Raw genomic sequence first — 26991 nt, 5'->3', positions numbered from 1 at the left:
ATGAAAGGGTTTATCATTGCGATTGTGATGGCAGGGGTGGTCGGTTTGATGAGCGCCTCTATGGTATCGGCCTATGATGAGGCCCCGGTGCCTGACGGCGGAACCATTACAGGGAAAATTTCCTTCAAAGGGGCGGTACCGGCGCCCAAGGAGTTTGATTTTGCAAAATTCCCCAATCCAAAGTTCTGTGAACAGGCCGATTCGGACGGGAAGGGCCATCGGCTTGTCCAGCAGGTCAACGTCAAGAACGGGGCCCTTGCGGATGTGGTGGTCTTCATCGAAGAGATCGAGAAGGGCAAGCCGTTTAAATTTAACGGGACGGATGTCAAAACAAACATCTGTCGGTTTCAAGTTCAAGGGGGTCCATCGACCTTGACGGGGGTCGTGGTGAAGAAAGCAGAGATCCGGATCCTAAACACCGATGCGGATCCGAATGACCCGAAAGCCGCCACGGGTGTGCTGCATAACCCCCATGCCTATGAAATGGTGGGTGCCAGTAGCTCAACCATCTTCAATCTTCCGCTTCCTGAAAAGGGGCAGGTCATCAAGAAGCCCATGATTCTCCGTAAAAAGGAAAGCGATGTGAAGATCCAGTGTGACCAGCATAACTACATGGAAGTCTATTTCCAGCCTGTGACGAATCCGTATTATGCCATCGACAACGAGGATGGAACCTTTGCCATTGACGACGTTCCTCCGGGCACGTATGAACTTCATGCGTACCATCCGATTTTGGGTACGCAGGAAGTTAAAGTGACCGTTCCGGCCAAGGGCAAAGCGACGGCCGATTTTACGTTTGCCGCAAAGTAACACGGATTCCAATAATTCCAACACGCGGAAAATCAACGGTCGCATCGCCGACGCGATGCGGCCGTTTTTTTTGGTTGATCCGCCTTGACAGTCACCTGTGACGATGATACGATGAGACTTGTTGCATGCGCCACGGCACTTGTTTAGGTTCACACCCGCCCAGCGGGCTGAGGGGAAGCCGTATATTCCGTCATTTATTCCGGAAGAAGTCAGTCAAGTAGCTTTAATTGAGTGGGGCTGTAGCTCAGTTGGGAGAGTGCCAGACTGGCAGTCTGGAGGTCGGGGGTTCGATCCCCCCCAGCTCCACCATGATTCAACGCCTTTCTTGACAAATCTGTTCTAAGAGCCTACGATATTCCTGCTTACAAGGGATACGATTTCACAGCGAACCGCTCGTTTGAAAGCTCTGATCCGGGAGATCAGGGCTTTTTTGTGTGAGGGATGAAATGCCCGCGTTGGTGGTGATCGGAACCCAGTGGGGAGACGAAGGCAAGGGAAAGATCGTTGATTTGCTCTCGGAGCGAGCCGACGGGGTGGTTCGCTATCAGGGTGGACACAATGCGGGACATACCGTGGTGTTGGGCCAGGAAACCTTTATTCTCCATCTGATTCCATCCGGAATTCTTCATCCGGGAAAACGTTGCGTGATCGGTAACGGCGTCGTGGTGGATCCGGCCGCTCTGATCGAAGAAGCGGGTCATTTGGAGAAAAGAGGGATCCCGATCCGCGGCCGCTTGCACGTGAGCAGCAACGCCCATTTGATCATGCCCTACCACAAGGCGATCGATAAGGAAAGCGAGAGACTCAAAGGGGCCCGGCGAATCGGCACCACCGGTCGTGGGATCGGACCGGCCTATGTGGACAAGATGGCCCGCATCGGAATCCGCGTCGGGGATTTGTTGGAACCGGATCTTTTCAGAGAAAAACTGACCGCCAACTTGATTGAAATGAATTTTCTGTTGGAGCAGACCTACAAAACGGAACGTTTTGACCTGGAGAAGGTCTACCGGGAGTATATGGGATATGCGAATGAAATCCGGGATTACATCGTCGATACGACCGTGCTCCTAAATCAATGGATTGATGAAGGCAAGCGAATTTTGTTCGAAGGCGCCCAGGGGACCCACCTCGATGTGGATCACGGCACGTATCCGTACGTAACGTCATCCAGCGCCACGGCCGGCGGGGCATGCACCGGAACCGGGGTGGGTCCGACCCGCATCTCGGCGGTGGTCGGCGTTGTGAAAGCGTACACGACTCGGGTCGGGAGCGGTCCCTTTCCGACCGAGCTCAAGGACGACACGGGCGTGCAGCTGCAGGAGCGCGGCCATGAGTTTGGGGCGACGACCGGGCGGGCCCGTCGCTGCGGATGGTTTGATGCTCTTCTGGTCCGTTATGCCGTGCGGATTAATGGATTGATCGGGGTTGCGGTCACCAAGCTGGATGTATTGGATGCGTGTCAGGAAATCAACCTGTGTGTCGGTTACCGCTTTCGTGGAAAAACGTTCCATGACATGCCCAGCAGTCTGACGGTTCAGGAATCCTGCGAGCCGATCTATGAGACCGTGGAAGGCTGGCAATGTTCGACAATTGGAATCCAGCGGTACGAGCAACTGCCGGTCCGGGCGAAGGATTATTTATCGCGATTGGAAGAACGGATCGGATGTCGGATTTTTCTGATATCGACCGGAACGAAAAGAGAAGAGGCCATCCTATTGGATGATCCATACTCCCTTCAAGGCCAAAATCGTTGACAAGAATTCGACCCGTCTGTTAGTATCTCTTTTTTGTTGATAAGATAAGAGCCGCTAGCTCAGTTGGTAGAGCACCGCCCTTTTAAGGCGGGTGTCCCGGGTTCGAATCCCGGGCGGCTCACCATATTTTATGGGCTCGCGCCGCCCGCTCCACCGGCCAAGCCGGATGGAGCATCCCCCCTCGCTTGGCAGGGCTCTACCCGCGCAGCGGTGGGAGTGGAGATTGTAATTTTATTTTTTGTGTCCCCATCGTCTAGCCCGGCCTAGGACATCGCCCTTTCACGGCGGTAACAGGGGTTCGAATCCCCTTGGGGACACCACTTTATTTTTTTGTCGGGATTACGACCGCCGGACCGCGTTTTCCGGTACGCCGACGGGCCGGCCGTTTCGTTCATGCAAACGGCTTGAAGGTTCGCGCAGGTCGGGTTTGAATCCTGGAATTGAGAAAGGATAGGGCATGAAGAAGGATGCGTTTTATTACGGATCGCTCATCGCCTTCGCTGCTTTTATTCTCATGATCGTTATCTTTATCTATGAAGCGTGGAAAACCAGCCGGTCGGATTCCAAAAATCAAGGCATTCCAGTAGACCAAACCCAAAAAGGAAAAAGCGGTTTCCAGGACTTCAGCCGGTACAAAACAATCCCGACGGAGGATGGTTCGGAAATGGTCTTGATCCCGGAGGGACCTTTCCAAATGGGCAGTCCGGCTTCGGGCGGGGATCTGGATGAAATGCCGCAGCATCCGGTTTACCTTCCGGCCTTTTATATCGACCAGAAGGAGGTCACCCAAGCGCAATTCTCGAAATTCTCGGTGGCCACCCAATATCCCAAGCCGGTGGTCCCCGTTTTTCAGGAGGATCTGTCCTTGATCACCAAGCCCGAACTGCCCGTGGTGGGTGTATCGTGGAATACCGCGCAAGATTATTGTCAGTGGGCCGAGAAACGGTTGCCTACCGAAGCCGAGTGGGAGAAAGCGGCGGGGGGCGACCAAAGCTTCCGATGGCCGTGGGGAAATGATTTTGTCGAAAAAGCGGCCAACCTTGCGGGGGAAGAGGACGGCTATAAATTTCTGGCCCCCCCAGGGCGTTTTGAATCTGGACGAAGTCCCTATGGGCTATACGATATGGCCGGTAATGTCGCGGAGTGGGTGGCCGATTGGTATGATGCGGACTATTACAAAAACGCTCCTTTCAAGGTTCCCAAAGGGCCCGAAAAGGGAAAATTCAGGGTCTATCGGGGTGGCTCCTGGGATGATTCTTCGGTTAATGCAAGAGTGGCCAAGCGTTTTATGGCGGCCCCGCACCAAACCAGCGCGGTCATCGGGTTTCGGTGCGCGAAGGGTGTCCCCCCGGGCGGGTGATGAAAATCGGCTCCGCGAAACGATCCCATCCGCTTTTGTGCGTAACGACTGTTTAGAAAAAACCGAAGTAATAGAGGATCAGGAAAACGGCCAGTATGAGGTTTGCCACCATACCCAGCAGGACGATAAAGTCAAAGGTGGGGGTATTTCTCTTTCTCTGTTCGGGTGTTTCCGGTGTATCCATGGTGCGAATCCGAATGGCCATTAAACAGCACCCCATTCTATCAAGGATCCGTCAAATGTCAAGCGATTTCTACACGGCCTCTTGCTGGGGAAACGAACCCAAGGAACGGACGGGAGCTCTCGAGATAAGCTTGACAGGTCTATTGTAATACTTTTATAATTAATGCCCTAAGGCTTGGGGAGCTTGCGAGCGAGTGTTCGGATGGTCCATTTCTTTTTTTACGCCCTTTCCGTTTCCATCTACTCCGCCGCCGTTTTTGTGGCCGGGATGTATGTGGGAGAAAAGTTGGAACGCGCCTGGGGAAATCGTCGAGGGCCATGAACGCCGGGCGGCGGCGATTCGCCTGGAACATCGTCAACGCCTCCTCTCCGCGATCCTATTTTAAGCGGGTTTAAAGTCAGCGCTGAGAAAGGTCATTCAGTTCATGCGGCGTATTTTTTCTCTGGTCTCGATTGGCGTCTACACGGCCGCCGTTTTCATGGCGGGCATGCTGGTGGGACAGCTTTATGCCCTCTATGTGCTGGTGTATACGGGGGCCGTATTTATGATCGGCGTGTACATCGGCGAAAAGCTGGAGGAGAGGTTCTCCGCGAAAGCGGCCCCTTCGGTGGACGGGTCGGAGTCCGAACTGACGGAGGTTCGCGAATCGGATGAACTGACCTTAAAAAGATGAGCCCGGCTCAAGAGTGCCGGATGGTCGGGGGCGGATCTTTCGATTTTAATCGGCTCGTTATAAACGAGCCGCAGTGGTTGAGGGGGTGAACAGAGTGAAGCATTTCTTTTATGCGGTCTATGTTCTGTTTTATACGGGTGCCGTGTTCATGGCCGGAATTTTTGTCGGTCAGATGCTGTACCGATCCCGGGTCACCCGACAGAAAAGAGACGAGACGATCGCCTGGTCATCCCGTGAAGGTTCGAACGGGGAAGTGGGTATGGCGGACCCCAAGGTGGCCGTGACGGGTCGTCGACGGTGAAAAATTCGGGCATCTGAGAATCGTCTATCCTTCCCCCTTTTTCCGGTTTCTGGCTCCTGTTGCTCTCCAGGCCTCCCTTTTTTGGTATTCATTTCAGATCGTCCCCCTCTCGATTATCGATGCCTCATCGCATTATTGCCGGATGGGAGGAATCGGCTGTTCGTCATCTGGGATCGTTACAAAAATAAAGACTGAAACCCGTCCGGAGTTCGAGATATTTCATGAGCAAATATTTGATCGGCATTTATTTGGCGTTGGTCATTGCGATCCTGGTTATTATTCAGATCGGAATCCGCCAGAAATCCGGACCGCACGAGCCGGAGAGGCAGGAAACCGAACAGGGATACACGCCTCTGGCGACCAAACTGGCCAAGGTGGAGGAGGAGTCTCGGAAAGCCGAGCTTGAAGTAAAACAGGCCAAGATCGGCGAGGATTTCGAATCCATGGTTTTCATCCCCGCGGGCGAGTTTTTCATGGGCAGCAACGACGGATCCTATGACGCGAAGCCCGTAAGGATGGTCTATCTCGACGGATTTTCTATCGATAAGTACGAGGTTACCTTTGCGCAGTTTTATCAATTCATCGGACTGACCGGGCACCGGAAACCCCGGCTGGCCGGGTATCTTTCGGCGAGCGTGACAGAGGATATCCCGCTCTTCATCCGGGCCATGAACCCGGTTGTGGGAGTTTCCTGGGATGACGCGGTCGAGTATTGTCAATGGAAGGGAAAGCGCCTTCCGAGCGAGGCGGAATGGGAGAAGGCGGCCAAGGGGACCGACAAACGAAAATGGCCTTGGGGCAACGAGGAACGATCCGAATATGCCAATTTATTGGGGGACGACGGCGCGCCATATACAGCTCCGGTAAATCAATTCAGGAAGGACGTCAGCCCGTACGGAGTTTATGATCTGGCGGGCAATGCGATGGAATGGGTGGCGGATTGGTTTAACCAGGATTCATATCGCATTCTTCCGGTGAGTAACCCTCTGGGAGTCTCGTCGGGGGAGAGCCGGGTCATCCGCGGAGCGTCCTGGAACGATTCGATCAAGCGTGCACAAACCTCGATCCGTTTTAAGATGTCCCCGGAATACCGCGATGTGACGATCGGGTTCCGGTGTGCGAAGTCGGGATCTCCTCCCTAATAAGCCTGAAGACGATTCGGTCATTATTCAATCCCTTTTTAATTCTTTTTTTCTTGACAAACTTTTTTTAATTCACTAAAATCCTGCCGTTGTTAAGCCGAATGGGCGTCCGTCCTAAGGAGAAAGAAATGGATAAAATCCGTAAGAACGCAGGACCGATTTTGTATATCATCGTCTGTATTATCTCGATCTGGTTCTTCTATTGGTTCGGAGCGGTTTACCATAATTAAAACTGGGTACGATTTTCCCGGTTTATTTGAAGAAAGGTGATTGACATGAAGACGGTGATCGCTTTTGTCGTGATGCTTGTGGTTTGGATAGCATATTTTCAGCTGGAGGACTGGTTTTTCATGAAAATTCAAGGGCTTGATTACTTCTTTATTTTGCGCTAAATGCGGAAAAGTTGGCCCTTTATTTTTTCCTTGACAAAATTGTCCTTTGGTGCTACATAGGGCCTAGAAAACTACGGGTTTTTAATGAAAACCCGGGCTGGTGTGCGAGCATAGAAAAATTAAAAAAACCTCGGGGTGGGGCGGCACAAGGGTTTTTACGTAGAGGGAGATTAGCCATGAAGGCAATGAGCAGAAGAGTCCGGGTCTGGTCCCTGATCTCGCTGGGGGCCGTGGCGATGATGTTGTTGGTCTCACTTGTTATGCCACTTCTTTCAACTCCTGTGATGGCTGATGACGCGACCAAAGCCGTGACCGATACCGCGCCGAAGGTCGAGATGGCCAAGGATATATATTACAAGAAAGAAGGTCCCGTATCCGGCCAGCCCGCTCCCGAATTGAAAGCCTCCGATTATCCGAGTTATAACCTCCCTTATCCCCTCAGCGAAAATAGAGTCATCATCTGGTCGGTCGCACAACAGCACCTCTATTTCGGGAGCTTTGTCCTGGCGGTTCCGATCTTCTGCATGATCATCGAGCTGGTCGGGTTGATGGTGAAGGACCCTGTGATGGCCAAGAAATATGATGATCTGGCCCATCTGATGGTCAAAATCAGCCTCACCGCGTATTCCGTCACAGCGATACTCGGTGGATTACTCATCTTCAGTTTTATAACCCTCTATCCTGATTTCTTTAAATATCTTTCCTCCCTTTTCAAGCCCGTGATGCACATCTATGCCCTTTTGTTCCTGGCCGAGAGCGGCACCCTGTACCTCTATTACTACGGATGGGACCGGATGGCCAGCGGTTTCGCAAAATGGGTGCATGCCAGCATGGGCGTGTTGCTCAACGTATTTGGATCGGTCCTGATGATGCTGGCCAATTCATGGGCAAGCTTCATGATGTCTCCGGCGGGAGTGGATGAAAAGGGTCGGTATTTGGGAAATCTCTGGGCGGTTCTGCACAATGCGCTGTGGAACCCCCTCAATGTCCACCGGATCATCGGAAATATGGTGTTCGGCGGCGGAATCGTCGCGGCCTACGCGGCCTACAAATTCCTTTCAGCCAAAAACCAGGAAGAAAAGGCTTATTACGATTGGATGGGGTACATCGCGATGTTCATGGCGGTCGGGGCGTTGATTCCCCTGCCTTTCGCCGGTTACTGGCTTATGCGCGAAGTGTACGGCTTCCGTCAACAGATGGGCATCACGTTGATGGGCGGTTTGCTGGCCTGGTTGTTCATCATCCAGGCCGTGCTGATCGGCGCGCTGTTCTTTTCGACCAACTATTATCTGTTCAACGGCATGGAACGGATGAGGGGCGCGGAGCGGTACCAAAAATATATCAAGTATATCCTTTTCCTCACGACGGCGGCCTTCCTGGTCTGGTTGACACCCCATACCTTGGTGATGCGCCCGGCCGAGTTGAAAGCCATCGGCGGCCAGCAGCATCCCGTGATCGGAAACTTCGGCGTGATGTCGGCCAAGAACGGGGCCGTGAACACCATGATCATGACCACGATCATTTCCTTCCTGATGTATCAACGGAGCAATAAAATTATAACGGTAAAATGGGAGACTTGGGGCAACGCGGCCCTGGTGATGATGTTTGCGGTGGCCCTAGTAAACAACTGGTGGGTCGCGATCTATGGATATTTTATTCCCGCAAACGTGCGTGTCGGCCTTTCGGTGCCACAAGTGGTCGGAACCTTGACCACCTTGTTTGTGGGTAGCGCGATCAACATCGCGATGATGAGGGGGTCCAAGTTGACCGGTCCGATCGAGTGGGGCAAAATATCGGTCCGCTCTCAATACGCGTTGTTCTCTCTGGCTGTCTCCTTCACATGGTTGATGGCCTTGATGGGATATATTCGATCCTCGGTGCGCTTGTTCTGGCATGTGATGGAGGTGTTTCGGGATAACTCCCCGTGGGCCTTTACTCACACGATCGGGTTTGCGGCCAACATGATGTCATTGAATGTAATGGCCTTCTGGTTGTTTGTGCTGTTTGTGTTCTGGCTGGGCGAACTGACCTCAAAACATGCTGTTGCCGAGGCGAGGAAGGAAATCGCCAAGAAACCCGCAATGGCCGGGGGTTCGGAGTAACCGTCAACCTCATTACTAATCTCTGGGGGCCGGTTCCATCCGGCCCCCAACTCTTACCCACAGGAGATCGACCGTGACTCAAGGGGTTTTGTCCGTCACAATTTTGCTATCCTCTGTTGTTTTGTTTTTGATAGGTTACTTCCTTCCAAGACTCCGGGGTATCATGATGGCCATCGGTTTCTACATGGTCATGACCGGAATCTTTGACACCTATTCAAACTGGCTTCCCCAGGTCGAAGGTAAGGTTCCCCTGCCCCCGCCAAAGATGGAGGCCGGTGCGGTGGACTCCATGCCCGTGGATAAATTGGCCGATATGGGTGAAAGCATTATTTTCGGAAAGGTCGGCGGGTTTGCCGAGCGCGGCATCGGTCCGGGGCAATGTCCGCTTTGCCATACCTTTAAGAAAGGTGATATCGGTGACCGTGCCCCGAACCTGATTGGGATTGCCGAACGGTCCGCGGAGCGGATCAAGGATCCAAAGTATCTTAAGCCCGATACGATCCAAACCGAGTCCTTTAAAGGAAGCGGGCGGGCCACAACCGCCGAGGAATATATCGCCGAATCTCACGTGTGTCCCTCCTGTTATGTGGTGTCCGGTTTTGGCACAAAAGGCACCAACGACAGAGAGAGCCCGATGCCGGCCATCCATAAGCCCCCGATCAGTTTAACGATCGACCAGCTGATCGCGGTGGATACCTGGCTGTTTTTCAGGGAAGGGAATACACCGCCCTCCGCGAAAGAGATTCGCGCGGCCTATGAAAAGTTTATCCCGGAATCCGAACGGCCCAAAGCGGGTGCCCCGGCAGCGGCTCAGGCAGCCGCCCCTGCCGGACCGCCTGTGGCCTTGGCCTCCGATACGCCGGAACAGATTGTAACGAAAATGGGCTGTTTCGCCTGTCACCAGATTCCGGGGATCGCCACCGCGAAATTCGGTGTGATCGGGCCACTGCTGATCGAGGGTCACAATGCGGCGAGGCGCATCGCCTCTCCGGAGTACCAGGCCCAGGTCAAGGCCGGGAAGGCCCATGCCAAAACGCCCAAAGAATATATCATGGAATCCATCGTAAATCCGAATGCGTTCATCGTTCCTCAGTTTGTTCAAAAAGCCACACCGGCCGTTTCGCCGATGATTCAGGATTTTGCCCAGAAATTCACTTACGGGGCATTGGAAAAGATGGCCGATTACTTATTGGCTCAGAATTGCGATCAAGCTAAAAAAGACGGTTTGAACGGACCCCCGCAGGAGTCGTTTGCGACGGTGTGCGGCGGTGGCGGTGGAAAATCGGCCTCAAAGTAATCGGGGCGGAACAATTCCATCAAGTTCAGTGAACATTACATGGTTCGAATGATTTGATCATTTCGGAGGTCAATGATGTGGATTCCGGGTGCAATGCCAATAGAATTACTTCTGATCATCACGGCGGTGGCGTTCATCTACGTCGGCGTAAACTATGCTTTGACGAAGATGGGCAAACGGATACCGGCCTTCCCCCAAGCCATCCTTATGTGGCTCGGAGCGTACTCGATCTTCAAGTTTGTGTTGTTCCCCCCTATACCGGTCGCCCTTCTTTATACCTATATGGGGTTGGTGACCCTGGTCGTTTTCCTCTTTATTTCTTCCACGGAGAAGGCATGGACCGAGTTTAAAAGACCCATCCTGAACACCGTCCTGGCAGTCAATCCGATTTACAAAGGGATCCGAACCGTGAGCTTTGTGGCTCTCCCTTTGCTCATCGGGTACGGGACGTACGATTTCAACGTCCCTAAGTATGACGAGCCGATCGACTTAAGGACGGTTCATCCGGCCCCGCCGGCCTCTGTCACGGTGCGCGGGCAAAACTTTACATTGCAGACCGCTCAAAATCCATTCAGGGTGGACGAAAACGGCAAATATCTTCCGGTGGGACAGGAAGCAAAATATTTCAAAATGAATCCGTTTGACCCCAATGCGCCGCCTTATATGAAGAATGTGAGAGACGGCGGAGCCATATTCTTCCAAAACTGTCACTTTTGTCACGGGGATAACCTGAACGGCCGCGGGATGTTTGCGTATGCATTTGTCCCGATCCCGGCGAACTTTTCGGATCCGGGCACAATTGCACAGTTGCAGGAAACCTTTGTGTTCTGGAGAATTGCCAAGGGGGGGCCGGGACTGCCGACCGAGGGTGCTCCATGGGCCTCCGCCATGCCGCCGTGGGAAGAGCATCTGACCACGGACGAGATCTGGAAAGTGAACATGTTTGAGTATTGGCATACGGAGTTCTTCCCCAGGACATGGGATTAGGCTTGGGTTTAATCATCCGTTGACGTGAAAGGGGCACGAGCGATGAACAGGATTTTATCTCTCTTGAGCTATAAGAAAGCGGTCGTGATGGGGGCCGTCACGGTGGCACTCGTTGCGGCCGGAAGCGTCGTCCTCACAATGGCCGAAACCAAGGACGAAAAGGCCGCCGCAAACGCCGGCCGCCCGGCGAAGCCGTCTCCGGCCGACGTCGAGGCCGGAAAGCAGATCTATTTTAAGAAATGCGTCTGGTGCCACGGCCCCGAGGGCGCCGGGGATGGACCCTCGGCCGATCGTCTATGGCCCAGGCCCCGGAATTTTAACGCGGGAACATTTAAGATCCGGCATACCGCGAGCGGCGAGCTTCCGACCGAGAACGACCTCTTCCTGACCGTGACCCATGGATTGCCGGGTTCCGCGATGCCTCCGTGGGAAGGGATATTGACCGACCAGCAGCGCCATCAAGTGGTTTCGTTCGTCATGACCAATCTTGTCAAGGATCGAAATTTTCAGGACACCGAAAATGAAGATTTTCATGTAATTGACTATGGCAAGCAGACCCCCACATCGGCCGAAAGTATTAAACGCGGTCAAGATGTGTTTATGAATAAGGGAAAATGTGTGGAATGCCACGGAAACGACGAGCGGGGAGACGGAAATAAAACCCAGAAGGATGAATGGGGCTTCCCGATCTTTCCGGCCGATTTGCACAAATGCTGGAACTTCCGCGGGAACCGTGAAGATCCTTATAATCCCCGGAACGTTTTCCGGGAAGTTTCGACCGGGTTGAACGGCACACCGATGCCATCCTTTGCCGATACTCTCACCCCCGAGCAGCGTTGGGACGTGGCGAATTTTGTGATATCCCTCTGTCCGAAGGAAAAAATCGATCCCCAGACCGTGCATCCGGCCATGAATGTGGTGGTGAGGTCTCACATTATCAAAGGCAACCTTCCGAGCAATCCGGATGACCCGATCTGGCAGAAAATTCCGAACCAATATATCGCGCTGGCCGGACAGATTACCCACAAACCGCGGAATTTCGTGCGCTTGGTCGATGATGTCTGGGTAAAGTCCGTTTTTAACGACAAGGAAATCGCCTGGTATTTTGAATGGGACGATCGGATCAAGAGCGTGGCCACGCCGGAGGCGCTGGCTCAGGCTGCCAGTTTCCAGGAAACCCCGCCGTCGGGACAGCCGATTGCATTGAGGGAATACCCGATGTTTAACGATGCGGTCGCAATCCAGTTCCCGGCCAAGTGGCAATCCCTTGTTCCACCGGAGAAACCGCGATTTATCTTTGGGGACACCAAAAATGCCGTCGATGTCTGGAAATGGGAAGCCGACGGGACGGTGAAGGAATACACCGGACACGGCTCCATGGGAGGCGATCTAAAACTGGATGCCCGCCCAACCCAGAACGTCAAGGCCATATTCTCCGAGTATAAAGACGGCCGGTGGCGGGTGATTCTGACGCGGGCCCTGACAACGGACGACAAGGATAACGGGGTCCAGTTTGAGAAAGGCCAGTACATCCCGACCGCGTTCTTTGTCTGGGACGGAAACAACGGCGACCATGGTTTGAAAACATCCATTTCAACCTGGTATTACACGATCCTCGAGCCGCCGACGCCGACGACGGCGTATATCTATCCCTTTATCGCGGTGATTGTGGTCTTTGGAATCGAGGGCTGGATCATCCGAAAGGCCAACGAGTCCAAGCAGAAGCGAAAATAAGAGCCGTTTGTTGGCTTTACTTGCAAAGGGGGTGACGCGCGTCACCCCCTTTTTGCATTTCGGGTGAATCGATACCGGCGGCGATCCGGATCTCCGATTTTTGGTGGGATTATTTTCCCGACCTACAATCGCGCGCCTTTACACGTCGGTGTCCTTGGGTTATAATACACCATTTTAATGGGATGGTGTCGGGATGATCCCGGTTGAAAAAGCGCGGTCGTTGATACTCGACCAGATCCAGCGGATGGGGACCGAGAAACTGGACCTTCTCCATTCCATGGGACGCGTGATGGCCGAAGCGGTGCTCTCGGGACGCGATCATCCGCCGTGGAACAGTTCCGCGATGGACGGGTATGCCGTCCGACATGCGGATGTTTTCGGAGCGTCCGAAAAAAAACCGGTTCGCCTCGGGGTGATCGAGGAGATCGCGGCGGGTTTCCTCCCGACCAAGAGCATCGGACCGGGCCAGGCCAGCCGGATCATGACCGGGGCGCCCGTGCCCGAAGGCGCGGACGCCGTGATTCGAGTCGAGGATACCCGCTTGGAAGGGGACTCCATCCAAATCCTGTGTCCCGCCGAACAAGGAGAAAATGTCCGCCTTCGCGGGGAGGATATTCAGGCCGGTCATGTGATGCTGGCCCAAAACAGTGTGGTGGGGCCGGCGGAGGTGGGACTGCTGGCCTCCCTGGGCCGGTCACAGGTCCTTGTTTATCAGCGCCCGCGCGTGGCGATATTGGCGACGGGAAATGAGCTGGCGGATTTCGACGAGGAATTGACCCCGAATAAAATCATGAACAGCAACGGGTATGCCCTGGCGGCTCAAGTGCTCGAAGCGGGGGGCGTGCCGGTCATTTTGGGGATTGCGAAGGATACCCGGGAGGATCTGCTCGGCCGCCTGACGCAGGGGCTGGGCGCCGATCTTCTGTTGATTTCGGGCGGCGTTTCGGTTGGGCTGTACGATTTCGTGAAGGATGTCCTGGAACAATTGGGCATCCGGATGGCCTTCTGGAAGGTCGCGATGAAACCGGGCGAGCCCCTGGCCTTCGGCAGCCTTCAAGCCAAACCCGTCTTCGGGCTTCCCGGAAACCCCGTTTCGACGATGGTGACCTTTGAGCAATTTGTCCGCCCGGCGCTTCGGAAGATGCAGGGGCACACAAGTTTGTTCCGTCCGGTCATCGAGGCGGTCCTGATGGAGCGGATCACCAAGAAGCCCGGGAAAACGCATTTCGTAAGGGCGGTGCTGAGAAAGGCGGGAGACCGGCACGAAGTCTGGACCACGGGGAACCAGAGTTCCGGGGTGCTGACCTCCATGGTCAAGGCCGACGGCCTGTTGATTTTCCCGTCGGAAGCCGCTGAGATGGAGAAGGGGCAGACGGTAAAGGTGCAGTGGCTTGATAAAGGGTCTTCTGGGCAATCCGTCCCGGGATACTGAGACCGGGGGGATGACCGCGCCATGACCAAAGATCGTCTGATCAAGGAGATGATCCTGAAGGCCTGGGAGAGGGCCTGCGAGGAGGGGAAGATCCGTTCCCGGCCCGATCCGGATAAAGTGGTCGTCGAGATTCCGAAGGAGACGGTTCCGGCCGATTTTGCGACGACCGTGGCGATGATGCTGGCCCCGATCGAGAGGCGGCCCCCACGCGAGATCGCTCAGGTGCTTCAAGATTGCCTCCGGAATGAGACGCAGAAGATTCTGGAGGATGTCCAACTCGCGGGTCCGGGTTATATCAATCTCACCTTAAAGCAGGATCAGTGGCGCCGGGTCTTGCCCGAGATCGAGGAGCAGGGGAAACGGTTCGGCCGCGTCGACTCGGGGAAGGGGCAATGGGTTCAGGTCGAGTTTGTCAGCGCCAACCCGACCGGCCCGCTGCATGTCGGTCACGGGCGGTGGGCCGCCGTGGGAAACGCCCTGGCCAACCTTCTGGAGGCGGCGGGGGATCGGGTCCATCGGGAATATTACAATAACGATTCCGGCCGCCAGGTGAAATTGTTGGGTTTGTCGGTCTATGCGCGATACCAGCAGATTCTGGGTCATCCGGTGCCCGATCCCGAGGACGGCTACCGGGGCGGATACGTTGCCGGGATCGCCCAAGGCCTGGCCGACCGCTACGGGGATCAATATCGGGGCCGAGGCGCCGAGGAGTGTCTTGAGTTCTTCACGCGGCATGCGCTGGAGGAGATGACGGGCGTAATCCGGGAGGACCTCTCGGCCTTCGGGATCACGTTTGACGACTGGTTCAGCGAGGCGTCACTCTATCAAAGCGGCGCCGTCCAAAACGCGTTGGACGAGCTCCGGGAAAAAGATTTTCTCTACGAAAAGGACGGCGCCCTTTGGTTTCGATCGACCCATTTCGGCGATGACAAGGACCGCGTGGTCCGGAAGGAGGACGGGGAGTTCACCTACCTGGCCTCCGATATCGCCTATCATCGGGACAAGCTCGCGCGCGGGTTCGATCTGTTGATCGACATCTGGGGCGCCGACCACCACGGCTACACGGCGAGGATGGAGGCGGCGGTCCAGGCGCTGGGCTATCCCAAGACGCGGCTCCGGATCCTGATCGGGCAGCTGGTCAAGCTGGTCCGGAACGGCCAGCCGGTTCCGATGTCGAAGCGGGCCGGGGAATTCGTGACCCTTCGCGATGTGGTCGACGAGGTGGGCAAGGACGCCGCCCTTTTCTTTTTCCTGATGCGGCGCCTCGACAGCCCGATGGATTTCGACCTGGAACTGGCCAAGCGCCAGTCCAACGAAAACCCGGTTTATTATGTCCAGTATGCCCACGCCCGTTTGTGCAGCGTCGGACGGCAGGCCGCGGAACAGGGCATTCGCCTGAAAGATCCAAAACAGGTCCGCCTCGATCTTTTAACGGAGCCGGAGGAGTTGAAACTCATGAAGCGTCTAGATGCTTTTCCGAAGCTGATCGAGGAGGGCGCGCGCGCCCTGGAACCGCATCGCCTGACGTTCTATCTCCTCGATCTGGCCGGCCTTCTGCACAATTATTATTTCAAACACCGGATCATCTCGGCGAACGAGGAGCTCACCCAGGCCCGCCTGTTGATGGTCGGCGCGGTTCGGACGGTGATGGCCAACGCCCTGGCGATCCTCGGCGTCACGGCCCCGGAGCGGATGTAGACCGGGGATTTACTCAGCGGGCACGGCGGGCGGGAGGGGAAGGCTCCATCCGGTTTGTCTGGTGAAAGCGAGGATCGGGCTTGGACCGGCCGAGCGCGGGGCGCGGGGGCATCGGAGGAGCGTAGCCCGCACGGGCCCCCGCTTAGGAACGGTGGCGACGTGAGCCCCTAAAAATATGAGCGGACGAAATAGATGAGTTTCACGGTCCTGGCCAAAGAGGGGGAGACGCGGGCCCGTTGCGGGCGCTTGGAGACCCCGCACGGCTCGATCCAGACTCCGGTCTTCATGCCGGTCGGCACGGCCGGAACGGTCAAGACCCTTTCCCCGGAGGAGCTGAAGGCGCTCGGCGTGGAAATCATCCTCGGGAATGCCTATCATCTCTATCTTCGTCCCGGGCATCAGCTCATCGCCGAATTGGGCGGGCTGCACCGCTTCATTTCCTGGGACCGTCCGATCCTGACGGACAGCGGCGGGTATCAGGTCTTCAGTCTGGCCGAGCTCTGCAAGGTGACGGAGGAGGGGGCGACCTTCCAGTCCCACCTGGACGGCTCGCTTCATTTTTTCTCTCCGGAATTCGTGATCGAGATTCAGGAGGCCCTGGGGGCGGACATCATCATGGTGCTGGACGAATGCCTTCCCTACCCCAGCAGCCGGGAAGCGACGCGCGATGCGCTCGACCGCACGATCCAATGGGCGCGGAGGAGCCGGCAGGCGCACCGGCGTCGGGATCAGGTCCTGTTCGGAATCGTTCAGGGCGGGTTCTATCCCGAGTTGAGGCGGGAGGCGACGCAGCGACTGCTCGAGGTGGGGTTCGAGGGCTACGCCCTGGGTGGGCTCAGCGTCGGAGAGACCCCTGCGATGATGCGGGAGGTGGTGGATCAGGTGGTACCGCTTCTTCCCGAAGAGCGACCGCGATATCTGATGGGGGTGGGAATGCCGGAGGACCTGCTGGAGTGCGTCATGCGGGGGGTCGACATGTTTGACTGCGTGATCCCGACGCGCCATGCGCGCACCGGATGGCTTTTTACCTCCTTCGGGAGGGTCGTCATCAAGAACGCGCAATATGCCCGGGACGAATCGCCCATCGACCCGGCCTGCGACTGCAGCACCTGTCGTCAATTCTCGCGGGCCTATCTGCGGCATCTTTTCATGTCCCAGGAGACCCTGGCGCTTCGCCTGAACACGATCCACAACCTGCACTACTATCTTCGGCTCATGGAGCAGATCCGTCAGGCGATTCGCGAAGGGCGGCTGATACAATACCGGGAAGAGTTTTACCGCATGCGTTGCGAAGCATAGTGCGCTGATTCATAATTACGGCGACGTCTTATCGAAAATATACAGCGCGGAGTTCATCTCCGCGCGGAGACAAGCTCCGCGCTGTGGGAATCGAAATAATCGGATTAAAAGGAGGGATGAACGAATGGATATCTTCTCAACGTTGGCGTGGGCGCAAGATCCGGGAGGGGCCCCCGCGGCGGTTCCGTCGGCCGGACCCGGAGGGATGGTGGTCTCTTTCCTGCCGTTTGTCCTGATTTTCGTCGTGTTCTATTTTCTTTTGATCCTTCCCCAGCAACGCAAGCAGAAAAAACACAAGGCCTTGCTGGAGGCGCTGAAGAAGGGCGATCGGGTGTTGACCACCGGGGGCCTGCTGGGAACCGTGGCCGCCCTGAATAAAAACGTCGTCACGATCCAGATCGCGGACAATGTCCGGGTCAAAATCCGGCGGGAGTACATCGCGGAACTTCAGGAGGAGCCGGAAGAGGCTTCCTGATATCCGCCTCCCGCGAAGGAGATACCGGGGAGGGAAGTCTGGGAGATCGCAGGCGGCGCGAGACCGATTCATTCACAAGGAGAGGATGCCTGACGTGAAACGAGGAATTCGAGGACGACTGTTGCTGTTGAGCTTGACCGTTTTGATTTCGATCGTATACTTTTTGCCCTCCACCCCCGTCTTTCAACAAATGCCGGACTGGTGGAAAAAATATCTGCCCAGCCGCGGGGTCACGCTGGGGCTCGACCTCCAGGGAGGGATCCACATGGTGCTGGAGGTGGAGGAGGACAAGGCGGTCGAAAACCTGGTGGAAAGGACCGCTTCGTCCATTAAAGATCTTCTGAACGAAAGCAAGCTTCCGGCGGATTCGGTCAAGAGGACCGGGCCTTCGGAGCTGACCGTGACCCTTCCCGGGCCGGACAAGAAGGCCGACGTCGCGAAAAAAATCGAGGCCAACTTCCCGAACTTCGTTTCACGGGAGACCCCCGGAAACGACCTGGTTTACTCGCTTCGGGAGGGCGAGGTGACGCGGATCAAGGATACCGCGACCACCCAGGCGCTCGAGACGATCCGCAACCGGATCGATCAGTTCGGCGTGACCGAGCCGTTGATTCAGCGACAGGGGCCCAAGCAGATCGTGATCCAGCTTCCGGGGGTGAAGGACTCCAAGCGGGCGAAGGAGCTGATCGGAAAGACGGCCTTGCTGGAATTTAAGCTTTTGGACGAAGACAGCCCGGTCGGCCGCACCCTTCCGGTCTCCATCACCCCGCAGAATGAAGAAACCTTCATGGCCGAATACGCCGGCAAGGTTCCGGAAGGCGACGAGCTGTTGTTCGAGCGGAACGTCGACAAACAAACCGGCGAGGTCCGGAAGCGACCCTATCTGATCAAGAAACGAACATTGATGACCGGGGACGTGTTGACCGACGCGCGCGTGAGCATCGGGCAGTTCAACGAGCCCTACGTCTCGATCACCTTTAACGGCGTCGGCGCCCAGCAATTCGAGAAGATCACGGCCGAGAACGTGAAGAAACGTCTGGCGATCATCCTGGACGACAACGTCTATTCGGCCCCCGTGATTCAGGATCGAATCGCCGGCGGAAGCGCGCAGATCACCGGGAGCTTCACCACCCAGGAGGCGAACGACCTGGCCATCGTCCTGAGGGCCGGGGCGCTTCTGGCTCCCGTCCGCACGCTCGAGGACCTCACGGTGGGTCCTTCGCTGGGCCAGGACTCGATCCGGATGGGAATTCAGGCCACCGTCCTGGCGGGAGTGATGGTCGTCTTGTTTATGATGGTTTATTACCGTCTCGCGGGCGTCGTCGCGGATATGGCCCTGATCCTGAACCTGATCGTCTTGATCGGCGCCCTGGCGGCGCTCAACGCCACCTTGACTCTTCCGGGCATTGCTGGCATTATTCTCACCATCGGAATGGGCGTGGATTCGAATGTCCTGATCTTTGAGCGGATCCGCGAGGAGCTCCGGCAGGGCAAGCCGGTCCGTCTGGCCGTGGACGGCGGCTACGACAAGGCCTTCCTCACGATCGTGGATTCCCACGTCACGACCCTGATCACCGCGACGGTGCTCTTCCTGTTCGGCACGGGCCCGATTAAGGGGTTTGCGGTCAGCCTCAGCCTGGGCATCGCGATCAACCTGTTCACGGCCCTGGTGGGAACCAAGGTGGTCTTTGACTTTGTGAACAGCCGCTGGAAGCTAGCACGGCTGAGCATTTAAACTAAGCGAGGATCAGGCTTGGCCTGTCCGAGCGCGGGGTTTGGGGGCATCGGAGGACCGGCTTTATGTGTCGCCGCACGGCCCCCGCTGATAAATAGGAGCCTGCATGTTCGAAATCTTGGGAAAAACGAATATCGATTTCATCGGCAAACGGAATTATGCGTTTATCTTTTCCGGCATCCTCGTCGTGCTCGGGCTTTTTACCGTCGTGCAGATCGGTCGCGGTCGGGCAAACCTCGGCATCGACTTTGCGGGCGGCACCGCGGTCCAACTCAAATTCGAGCAGCCGATCCAGATCGACGACGCCCGCCGGGTGCTGTCGACGAACGGTTTTCCGGACGCCGAGCTTCAGCAGTTCACGAACGGAAACAGGCTGCTGGTCCGGGTGAAGCAGCAGAACACGATTCAGGAGGATGCGGCCAACCGGATCGTCCAGGTGTTTGAAAAAGAGTTCTCGACGAACAAGTTCGTGGTGGACAGCAGCACGGCCATCGGTCCCACGATCGGACAGGAACTTCAGAAAAAGGCCATCGTCGCCGTCCTCTTCTCGATGATCGGCATCATCCTGTACATCGCGGTGCGTTTCGAGTTCCGTTTCGGGATCGCGGCCGCGATCGCGACGTTTCACGACGTCCTGGCCGTCCTGGGCGTGCTCTTTCTCGTCAACAAGGAAATCACCCTGCTCATCGTGACGGCCCTGCTGACGCTGGCCGGTTACTCCTTGACGGACAAGGTCGTGGTTTTCGACCGGATCCGTGAAAATCTGAAGTTTCGCCGCCGGGAGTCGTTGGAGCAGGTGATCAACGGCGGGATCAACCAGGTGCTCAGCCGGACCATTGTGGTTTCGTTGACCGTCGTCCTCGTGCTGGTCGCGCTGTTCTTCTTCGGGGGAGAGGTCATCCATGATTTTTCCTTCGCGCTCCTGGTGGGCGTCATTGTCGGGAACTACTCCTCCATCTTTGTGGCCAGTTCGATCCTGGTGGTCTGGAAAGGAAGCGGGGGAAGACTGCTCAAACGCGCCTGAGGAGGGCCTTGATGACGGACGGCGTGCCCGTGTCGGGGAGACTGCGGGATCAACGACTGCCGAAGATACTGACGGACCTGCAACGGCAAAAGAAGACCGGGGTGCTTCTCGTCTGGCGGAACGATCAGCACAAATCGCTCTTCATCAAAGACGGCGACATTATTTTCGCGACCTCCAAATACCGGGACGACTGGCTGGGAGAGGCGCTGCTCAAAGCCGGCCGGATCTCCTTTAATCAGTACGAGGTCGCTGCCGAAGTGACGGGCAGGACCCGGAAGCGCTTCGGGACGGTCCTGGTCGAGCAGGGTGTGCTCACCGCCAAGGACCTCTTCACCGCGGTCAGCTCTCAGGTGAAAGATATCATATTGAGCCTTTTCACCTGGCTGGACGGGGAGTATCGGTTCGAAGAGGGCCCGCTGCCGACCCAGGAGATCATTACCCTTAAAATGAGCACGGGGAACCTCATCCTGGACGGCATCCGCCGGATCAATGACTTTGTCCGTCTTCGCAACGAGCTCCCGCCTTTGAGCACGGTATTGCAGATCACCACGGATCCCCTCGTTCTTTTTCAGGACATCGATCTGAAGGAAAGGGAGCGGAGGCTTTTAATGCAGATCGACGGTAAAAACACCATTCACGAGATCTTCGCCGCCTCCGAACTCCCGGCGTTTGAGACCCTGAAACTTCTCGCCTATTTTCTTTCGATCGGTCTGGCCGAAGTCGTCGCCACCCATCCTGCGGAGAAGCCCTCCGTTCAGGCGGCCCCGGAGCCCGCGCGGGAACCCCGGAGGGAGGCCCCTTCTTCCCCATCCCCCGATCTCCACGGAGCCGTAAAATCAGGGCCTGGACTCGAAGAACAACTCTTGGAAGAAGTTAAACAGGAGCAGCAGGAAGCGGTTGTGGAGGGTCGCGAACAGATTTTCAAATCGGAGGAGACTTCGACGGACACCCGGGAGGCTCAGAAGACCAAACAGAAGATCAGACAGGCCTACGAATCCCTCCAGCACCAGGATTTTTATCAAGTGTTGGGCTTGGAGAAAACGGCGACGGGGGATCAGATCAAACGGGCCTATTTTCACCTGGCCAAGGAGTACCACCCCGACCGGCATTTCCAGGCCGGACTGGAAGAGCTCACCCCCCAGCTCGAGGCGCTCTTCCGGGCCATTAAGGAGGCGTACGACACGCTGCTGATGGACCGAAGGCGGCAGGATTACGACACGAATTTGGCGATGAAAAAAGCGAAGGGGCGGGAGGAGGCCGCCGGCGCGTCGCATGATGCGCAGGCCCTGTCCGGACAGCAGGCCCTCCGGAAAGGCGATTTCAAGACGGCCGCTTATTTTTTTGAGGCCGCCGTCAAGGCCGCGCCGGCGCAGGCCAGTTATCACGCGCTGTTGGCCAAAACCCTGGCCCAGGTCCCGGGCCGTCAGCGCGACGCCGAAACCCATTTCAAGAAGGCGATCGAGCTCGATCCATCCGGGGTCGATCATTATCTCGGGCTGGGTCTGCTGTATAAAAAGAGCGGTATGACCCAGCGGGCCCAGCGCCAGTTCGAAGAAGCCCTGATCTGGGACCCGGAGAACAAGACGGCGAAGGAAGAGCTCCGGCAACTCTCCAGGTAGGTCCGTTCCCTTCCGATTTCCTTCCAGATCCGGTATTTTCCCCTCCCATCCCGGAGTCCGTCGCGGTTTGACAAACCGGGGCCGTTGGCCCTATGATAGGGCTGTTATGTCGACGGTAAATCCGTAAAGCGAGCGCAATCCCCGCCTGGAAGGGCGGGGTTAGCGAGCAAAAAATGGATATTTTTTCAACTCGGATCGAAGAATCCCCGGCTGGAAAGCCGGGGTTCTTCAATTCCAAACAATGGGTCGAGCGGCCGGGGGACGGAGAGGCGCATTCGCGGCTGATGGGGGCGCTTGGGCTTCAACCCGCCACGGCTTCCGTCCTCATCAACCGGGGCATACGCACGCCGGAGGCGGCGCGATCGTTTCTCGACCCGTCGGTCTCGGACCTGATCGATCCCTTGCGCTTGAACGCGATGGATCGGGCGGTATCACGGATTCGCGCGGCGATCCGGCGGTCGGAGCGCGTGGTGATTTACGGGGACTATGACGTGGACGGCGTGACCGCGACCACTCTCTACCTCGATCACTTCAAACGGCAGGGCCTGGAGGCCGGTTTCTACATCCCCGATCGCCTGAGGGAGGGTTACGGGCTAAACGAAGCGGCGATACGCGCCCTCCATGACAGGGGGACGACGCTGTTGATTACCGCCGATTGCGGCACCACGTCGGTCGAAGAGATCCGCCGGGCCCGTTCCTTGGGAATGGACGTGATCGTGACGGACCACCACGAGGTTCCGGACGAGCTTCCGCCCGCCACGGCGCTTCTCAACCCGAAGCGGGAGGACGCCGGGTATCCCGAGAAGGGTCTGTGCACGGCCGGGCTGACCTACAAGGTGATCCAGGCCCTGACGGGAAGCGTTCCCTCCGACGGACTGGACCTGGTCGCCCTGGGAACCATCGCGGATGTCTCTCCCATGACGGGCGAGAACCGCTACCTGGTCAAGGAAGGCTTGAAACAACTGACGGAGGGCCGCCGGCCCGGCATTCGGGCGTTGAAGGAGGCGGCCGGGCTTCCCGAAGCGCCGGTCAAGGCCGGGACGGTCGGTTTCACCCTCGCCCCCCGGATCAACGCCTCGGGACGGCTGACGGACGCGGGGGAGGCGGTCCGTCTCCTCACCACGCCGTCGCCGGATGAGGCCCGCCGGATCGCCCAGTCCCTGAATCTTCAAAACCGGCAGCGGCAGGAGATCGAGGAAAAGATCCTGGCGGAGGCCTGCGCCCGCGTGGACTCGGAGGTTGATTTTCAGAATGACGGCTGCATCGTTCTCGCCTCGCGTGGGTGGCATCCGGGCGTGGTCGGGATCGTGGCGGCCCGGTTGGTGGAACGGTATTACCGTCCGGCCGTCCTCCTCGCGATCGACTCCGACGGCCTGGCGAAGGGATCGGCCCGGAGCATCGCGGGGTTTCATCTGGTCGATGGGTTGAGGCGCTGCGGGGAGGTCCTGATCCGCTTCGGCGGGCACTATTCCGCCGCGGGTTTGACCCTTCGGGAGGAACGGATCCCGGCCTTGCGGGAACGCCTGTCCTCCGTCGCGCGCGAATCGCTCAAGCCCGACGACCTCCTGCCGAAGCAATACATCGACGCATCGGTCGAATGGGAGGAGCTGACCCCGGGGCTGGTGGGCGAACTGGAAAGCCTGGCCCCCTTCGGGCCGGCCAATCCGGAGCCGACGCTGCTCCTCCGGGGCCTGATCCCGGTCGGCCCACGGATCGTCGGCGCCAACCACCTGAAATTCTCCGTTCGCAAACGACCGGGGGGATCCGGATCCCCGTCCGGCGCCTTGGTCGACGCCATCGGGTTTCGGATGGGCGATCGGATGGGCCTGTTCCGGAACGGCGCCGCGCTGGACCTGGCCTTCACCCCGGAACGGAATATATGGCAGGGTCGGGAGCGGCTCCAGCTGCGCGTCAAAGACCTCCGGCTCGCGGGAGGCGCCTGACATGGCGTTTCGGCTCCGGCAGACGGAACTGGTTTCCGTGCATTCCATCATTCAATCGCTGCGGCAGTATAATCCCCAGGCCGACGTCCAGCCGATCCAGGAGGCGTATGATTTTTCGGCCAAGGCCCATTCCGGCCAGAAGCGGGAGTCGGGCGAACCCTTTCTCCAGCATCCGCTCCAGACGGCCCGGATCATCGTCGATCTCAAACTGGACGTTCCCTCGATCGTGGCCGCTCTGCTCCACGACACCATCGAAGACACCGGGATCCCGCCGGCCGAGCTGGAGCAACGCTTCGGAAAAGAAGTGGCCTACCTGGTCGACGGCGTCACCAAAATCGGGAAGATCCAGTTCAAGACCCACGAGGAGAAGCAGGCCGAGAACTTCCGCAAGATGTTGCTGTCGATGTCGGAGGACATCCGGGTCATCCTGATCAAGTTGGCCGACCGCCTCCACAACATGCGGACGCTTCATTATCTACCCGAGGAAAAACGGAAGCGTATCGCGCAGGAAACGCTCGACATCTACGCCCCGCTGGCCAACCGGCTCGGAATCGGCTGGATGCGGACGGAGCTGGAGGATCTCTGCCTCCGCTACCTCAAGCCCGAGGTGTTCGACAACCTGACCAAGAAGGTGGCGCAGCGGCAGGAGGTGCGCGACGCCTACATCCAGGACATCATCAAGATCATCCAAAAAAGCCTGACCGAATACGGTTTCAAGGGCCAGGTGCTGGGCCGCTCCAAGCATCTGTTCGGGATCTACCAGAAGATGGAGCGCCAGGGCATCCCGTTCGAGGAAGTGTACGACCTGGCCGCGGTCCGGATCATCACCGACACCAAGATGAACTGTTACGCCATCCTCGGAATGATCCATTCCCTCTGGCGGCCCGTGCCGGGACGGTTCAAGGATTACATCGGGGTGCCGAAATCCAACGGATATCAATCCCTCCACACGACGGTGGTCGGTCCGAAGGGGTTTCATGTCGAATTTCAGATCCGGACCGAGGAGATGCACAAGGTGGCGGAGGAGGGCATCGCGGCTCACTGGAAATACAAGGAAAAGGGCCAGATCGATCAGAAGACCGACCGGGTCTTCGGGTGGTTGCGTCAACTGGTCGAGTGGCAGCAGGACCTGGCCGACAACCGGCAGTTCATGGATTCGGTCAAGATGGACCTTTTTCCCGATGTCATCTACGTCTTCACGCCCAAGGGGGATGTCAAGGAGCTGGCGAAGGGGGCCTGTCCGCTCGACTTCGCCTACAGCGTCCATACCGAGGTCGGAAACCACTGCACCGGAGCCAAGGTCAACGGCAAGCTGGTCCCGCTTCGCTTCGTCCTGCACAGCGGGGACTCCGTCGAGGTCACGACCTCCCCGAATCAAACCCCCAGCAAGGATTGGCTGAAGTGGGTCCGGACGGCGCGGGCCAAGGCCAAGATCAAGCACTGGATCAAGACCGAGGAGCGGATCCGGAGCCTGGAAGTGGGAAAGAAACTGCTCGAGCGGGCCCTGCAACGCCACCACCTGAGCTCCACCGAGCCCTTCAAGCCGGAACATCTGAACGCGCTGACCAAGGACTTCGGGATCGCGACCCCCGAGGATCTGCTGGTCGCGATCGGGTACGGACGGATCACGACCGAGCAGGTGATCCGCCGCCTTCAGCCCGCGGCGACCGTGAAGGAAGGCCTGGCCGACAAAATCATCCGGAGGATCGGGGGCCGTCCGAGCGGGGTGAAGATCAAGGGGATCGGCGACCTGCTGGTCCATCTCTCAAAGTGCTGCAACCCGGTTCCGGGCGACCCGATCATCGGTTTCGTCACGCGGGGCCGCGGGCTGTCGGTGCACACGTTGGACTGTCCCAACATCGACGAGCTGGACTACGACAAGGACCGGATCGTGGAGGTGGCGTGGGACACGAAGGAGGCCGCGTCCTATTCCGTGAAGATCGGCGTGGTGACGGTCGACCGGCCGGGCATGCTGGCCTCGGTCTCGGCCGCGATCACCTCGGCGAAGGCGAACATCAGCCATGCCGACATCACGACCACCGCGGACCGGCGGGCGATCCTGAACTTCGTGGTGGAGATCCTGAACGCCGCCCATCTCGAAAAGGTCTTGAAGGGCATCGAGAAGGTCGACGGCGTCGTCCAGGCCAAGCGGGTCCGGGGCGGAGGGCCCGCGGGTTAAAACGCGACCGTCTGGCCCACCCGGAGGTGCTCCCGCGAGGCCACGCCGGAAATCACCTCCAGCACGTAGAGGCATTCAGCCGCCGGCCCATAGACCGGGCAGGGATCCAGCTTGCAGGGCGGGACCTGATATTCGATATGGATGATCCGCTTCCGTTCGTCCATCCAGACCATGTCCAGCGGGATCAGGGTGTTCTTCATCCAGAAGCGGTAGAGCCCGGGCCGATCGAATACGAACAGCATCCCGCGGTCCTCCGGCAGGGCGGCGCGAAACATCAAGCCGAGGGCCCGCGTCTCCTCCGTTCGCGCGACCTCGACCCGAAGGGCCTTTCCGTCGGGGAGGGTCAGGGGGACCGTGGAAGGCGCGGGCTCCTGGGCCCGGGCCGCGGCCACCGCCGCCAGGAGGAAGATGACGGAAAGAAATTTCCTCATTCCCGGAGTATGCGATACCGATTCTGAAATGTCAACCGACGCTTCTTTCTTGACAATCGCAACGGCGGCGTGGTACTAGAAATCGTCGGCGTATCTGTCAAAGGGATAGGTCAAAGAGGAGGAGGCCCCACGATGAGAACTTCCGTACATTTGGTTTGGACTGTCATGGCGATCGGGCTTCTGGGCCTGCCGTTCCCGCCGGCGATGGCCCAGCCGCTGCAACCGGGCTCCCGGTCGCCCCTGGCGGCGCAAGCCACCGACCTCGGCCGCGCGCCCGTAGACCTTCCCCTCGGGATCGTGGTCGGCCTCGAGCTGCGCCATAAAGCGGCCCTGGAGGCCTTCATTGCGGATGTTTCCAACCCCGCCTCGCCGAATTTTCAGCATTTCCTGAGCCAGGAAGAGTTTAATGATCGGTACGGG

The 26991-nt window shown here is 57.6% G+C and carries 22 protein-coding genes and 3 tRNA genes; 23 read left to right on the top strand and 2 right to left on the bottom strand.

The features are described 5' to 3' along the window. From VMN77_09330 to VMN77_09305, 6 genes are all read left to right on the top strand, one after another. Positions 1–810 carry a carboxypeptidase-like regulatory domain-containing protein gene (locus VMN77_09330; protein ID HTN43979.1) on the top strand — a complete coding sequence of 270 codons (810 nt, stop codon included), beginning with the start codon at positions 1–3 and terminating at the stop codon, positions 808–810. 233 nt (positions 811–1043) lie between these two features. Beyond that, positions 1044–1119: transfer RNA gene (locus tag VMN77_09325), tRNA-Ala, on the top strand. A 137-nt stretch (positions 1120–1256) separates the two neighbouring features. After that, positions 1257–2564, top strand: a complete 1308-nt coding sequence (locus VMN77_09320) for an adenylosuccinate synthase (protein ID HTN43978.1) — start codon at positions 1257–1259, stop codon at positions 2562–2564. Positions 2565–2612: 48 nt separating this feature from the next. Continuing rightward, positions 2613–2688: transfer RNA gene (locus VMN77_09315), tRNA-Lys, on the top strand. Between the two features lie 118 nt (positions 2689–2806). Continuing rightward, positions 2807–2884: transfer RNA gene (locus VMN77_09310), tRNA-Glu, on the top strand. A 137-nt stretch (positions 2885–3021) separates the two neighbouring features. Continuing rightward, on the top strand, positions 3022–3924 hold the full coding sequence (locus tag VMN77_09305; protein HTN43977.1) for an SUMF1/EgtB/PvdO family nonheme iron enzyme: 903 nt from the start codon (positions 3022–3024) through the stop codon (positions 3922–3924). Positions 3925–3976: 52 nt separating this feature from the next. Here the strand turns inward: VMN77_09305 and VMN77_09300 are convergent, their stop codons facing one another. After that, positions 3977–4108: a hypothetical protein gene (locus VMN77_09300; protein ID HTN43976.1), complete on the bottom strand. Its 132-nt coding sequence runs from the start codon at positions 4106–4108 to the stop codon at positions 3977–3979. Between the two features lie 424 nt (positions 4109–4532). On the opposite strand from VMN77_09300, the gene VMN77_09295 reads away from it, so the two are divergent. From VMN77_09295 to VMN77_09220, 16 genes are all read left to right on the top strand, one after another. After that, complete coding sequence (locus VMN77_09295; protein ID HTN43975.1) at positions 4533–4781, top strand: hypothetical protein; 249 nt, start codon at positions 4533–4535, stop codon at positions 4779–4781. 94 nt (positions 4782–4875) lie between these two features. Next, complete coding sequence (locus tag VMN77_09290) at positions 4876–5082, top strand: hypothetical protein (protein ID HTN43974.1); 207 nt, start codon at positions 4876–4878, stop codon at positions 5080–5082. 221 nt (positions 5083–5303) lie between these two features. Then, entirely contained in the window at positions 5304–6224 is a 921-nt protein-coding gene (locus tag VMN77_09285) for a formylglycine-generating enzyme family protein (GenBank protein ID HTN43973.1), read from the top strand. A gap of 568 nt (positions 6225–6792) precedes the next feature. Continuing rightward, positions 6793–8718 carry a cytochrome ubiquinol oxidase subunit I gene (locus VMN77_09280; GenBank protein HTN43972.1) on the top strand — a complete coding sequence of 642 codons (1926 nt, stop codon included), beginning with the start codon at positions 6793–6795 and terminating at the stop codon, positions 8716–8718. A gap of 163 nt (positions 8719–8881) precedes the next feature. Beyond that, positions 8882–10015 carry a nitric oxide reductase gene (locus VMN77_09275; protein HTN43971.1) on the top strand — a complete coding sequence of 378 codons (1134 nt, stop codon included), beginning with the start codon at positions 8882–8884 and terminating at the stop codon, positions 10013–10015. A 93-nt stretch (positions 10016–10108) separates the two neighbouring features. Beyond that, positions 10109–11002 carry a cytochrome c gene (locus VMN77_09270; GenBank protein HTN43970.1) on the top strand — a complete coding sequence of 298 codons (894 nt, stop codon included), beginning with the start codon at positions 10109–10111 and terminating at the stop codon, positions 11000–11002. Positions 11003–11044: 42 nt separating this feature from the next. Next, positions 11045–12736 (top strand): c-type cytochrome, encoded by a 1692-nt coding sequence (locus VMN77_09265; protein HTN43969.1) that lies wholly within the window; start codon positions 11045–11047, stop codon positions 12734–12736. 193 nt (positions 12737–12929) lie between these two features. Continuing rightward, positions 12930–14168: a gephyrin-like molybdotransferase Glp gene (gene glp, locus VMN77_09260; GenBank protein HTN43968.1), complete on the top strand. Its 1239-nt coding sequence runs from the start codon at positions 12930–12932 to the stop codon at positions 14166–14168. A gap of 21 nt (positions 14169–14189) precedes the next feature. Continuing rightward, the gene (gene argS, locus VMN77_09255; GenBank protein HTN43967.1) at positions 14190–15866 is read left to right on the top strand and encodes an arginine--tRNA ligase; all 1677 of its coding nucleotides are present in this window, start codon (positions 14190–14192) and stop codon (positions 15864–15866) included. 192 nt (positions 15867–16058) lie between these two features. After that, entirely contained in the window at positions 16059–17165 is a 1107-nt protein-coding gene (gene tgt / locus VMN77_09250) for a tRNA guanosine(34) transglycosylase Tgt (GenBank protein HTN43966.1), read from the top strand. A gap of 124 nt (positions 17166–17289) precedes the next feature. Continuing rightward, positions 17290–17640 carry a preprotein translocase subunit YajC gene (gene yajC / locus VMN77_09245; GenBank protein ID HTN43965.1) on the top strand — a complete coding sequence of 117 codons (351 nt, stop codon included), beginning with the start codon at positions 17290–17292 and terminating at the stop codon, positions 17638–17640. Between the two features lie 94 nt (positions 17641–17734). Further along, on the top strand, positions 17735–19375 hold the full coding sequence (gene secD, locus VMN77_09240) for a protein translocase subunit SecD (protein HTN43964.1): 1641 nt from the start codon (positions 17735–17737) through the stop codon (positions 19373–19375). Positions 19376–19481: 106 nt separating this feature from the next. Continuing rightward, on the top strand, positions 19482–20399 hold the full coding sequence (secF, locus tag VMN77_09235; GenBank protein ID HTN43963.1) for a protein translocase subunit SecF: 918 nt from the start codon (positions 19482–19484) through the stop codon (positions 20397–20399). A gap of 11 nt (positions 20400–20410) precedes the next feature. Continuing rightward, a complete protein-coding gene (locus tag VMN77_09230; GenBank protein ID HTN43962.1) occupies positions 20411–22018 on the top strand; it encodes a DUF4388 domain-containing protein in 1608 nt (535 codons plus the stop codon). A 173-nt stretch (positions 22019–22191) separates the two neighbouring features. Continuing rightward, positions 22192–23961 carry a single-stranded-DNA-specific exonuclease RecJ gene (recJ, locus tag VMN77_09225; protein ID HTN43961.1) on the top strand — a complete coding sequence of 590 codons (1770 nt, stop codon included), beginning with the start codon at positions 22192–22194 and terminating at the stop codon, positions 23959–23961. 1 nt (position 23962) lies between these two features. Beyond that, positions 23963–26140 (top strand): bifunctional (p)ppGpp synthetase/guanosine-3',5'-bis(diphosphate) 3'-pyrophosphohydrolase, encoded by a 2178-nt coding sequence (locus VMN77_09220; GenBank protein ID HTN43960.1) that lies wholly within the window; start codon positions 23963–23965, stop codon positions 26138–26140. Here the strand turns inward: VMN77_09220 and VMN77_09215 are convergent. Further along, a complete protein-coding gene (locus VMN77_09215) occupies positions 26137–26571 on the bottom strand; it encodes a DUF192 domain-containing protein (GenBank protein HTN43959.1) in 435 nt (144 codons plus the stop codon). The two genes, VMN77_09220 and VMN77_09215, sit on opposite strands and share 4 nt — an antisense overlap. Before the next feature lie 132 nt (positions 26572–26703). Here VMN77_09215 and VMN77_09210 point away from each other — a divergent pair. After that, positions 26704–26991 (top strand): protease pro-enzyme activation domain-containing protein (locus VMN77_09210; protein ID HTN43958.1); only part of this gene is annotated, 288 nt, incomplete at its 3' end.

The sequence above is a fragment of the Nitrospiria bacterium genome (assembly GCA_035498035.1).
GTDB lineage: Bacteria > Nitrospirota > Nitrospiria > JACQBZ01 > JACQBZ01 > JACQBZ01.
Note: the sequence above shows the minus strand (reverse complement) of the source record. Positions and strands in the feature narration are given on the sequence as shown.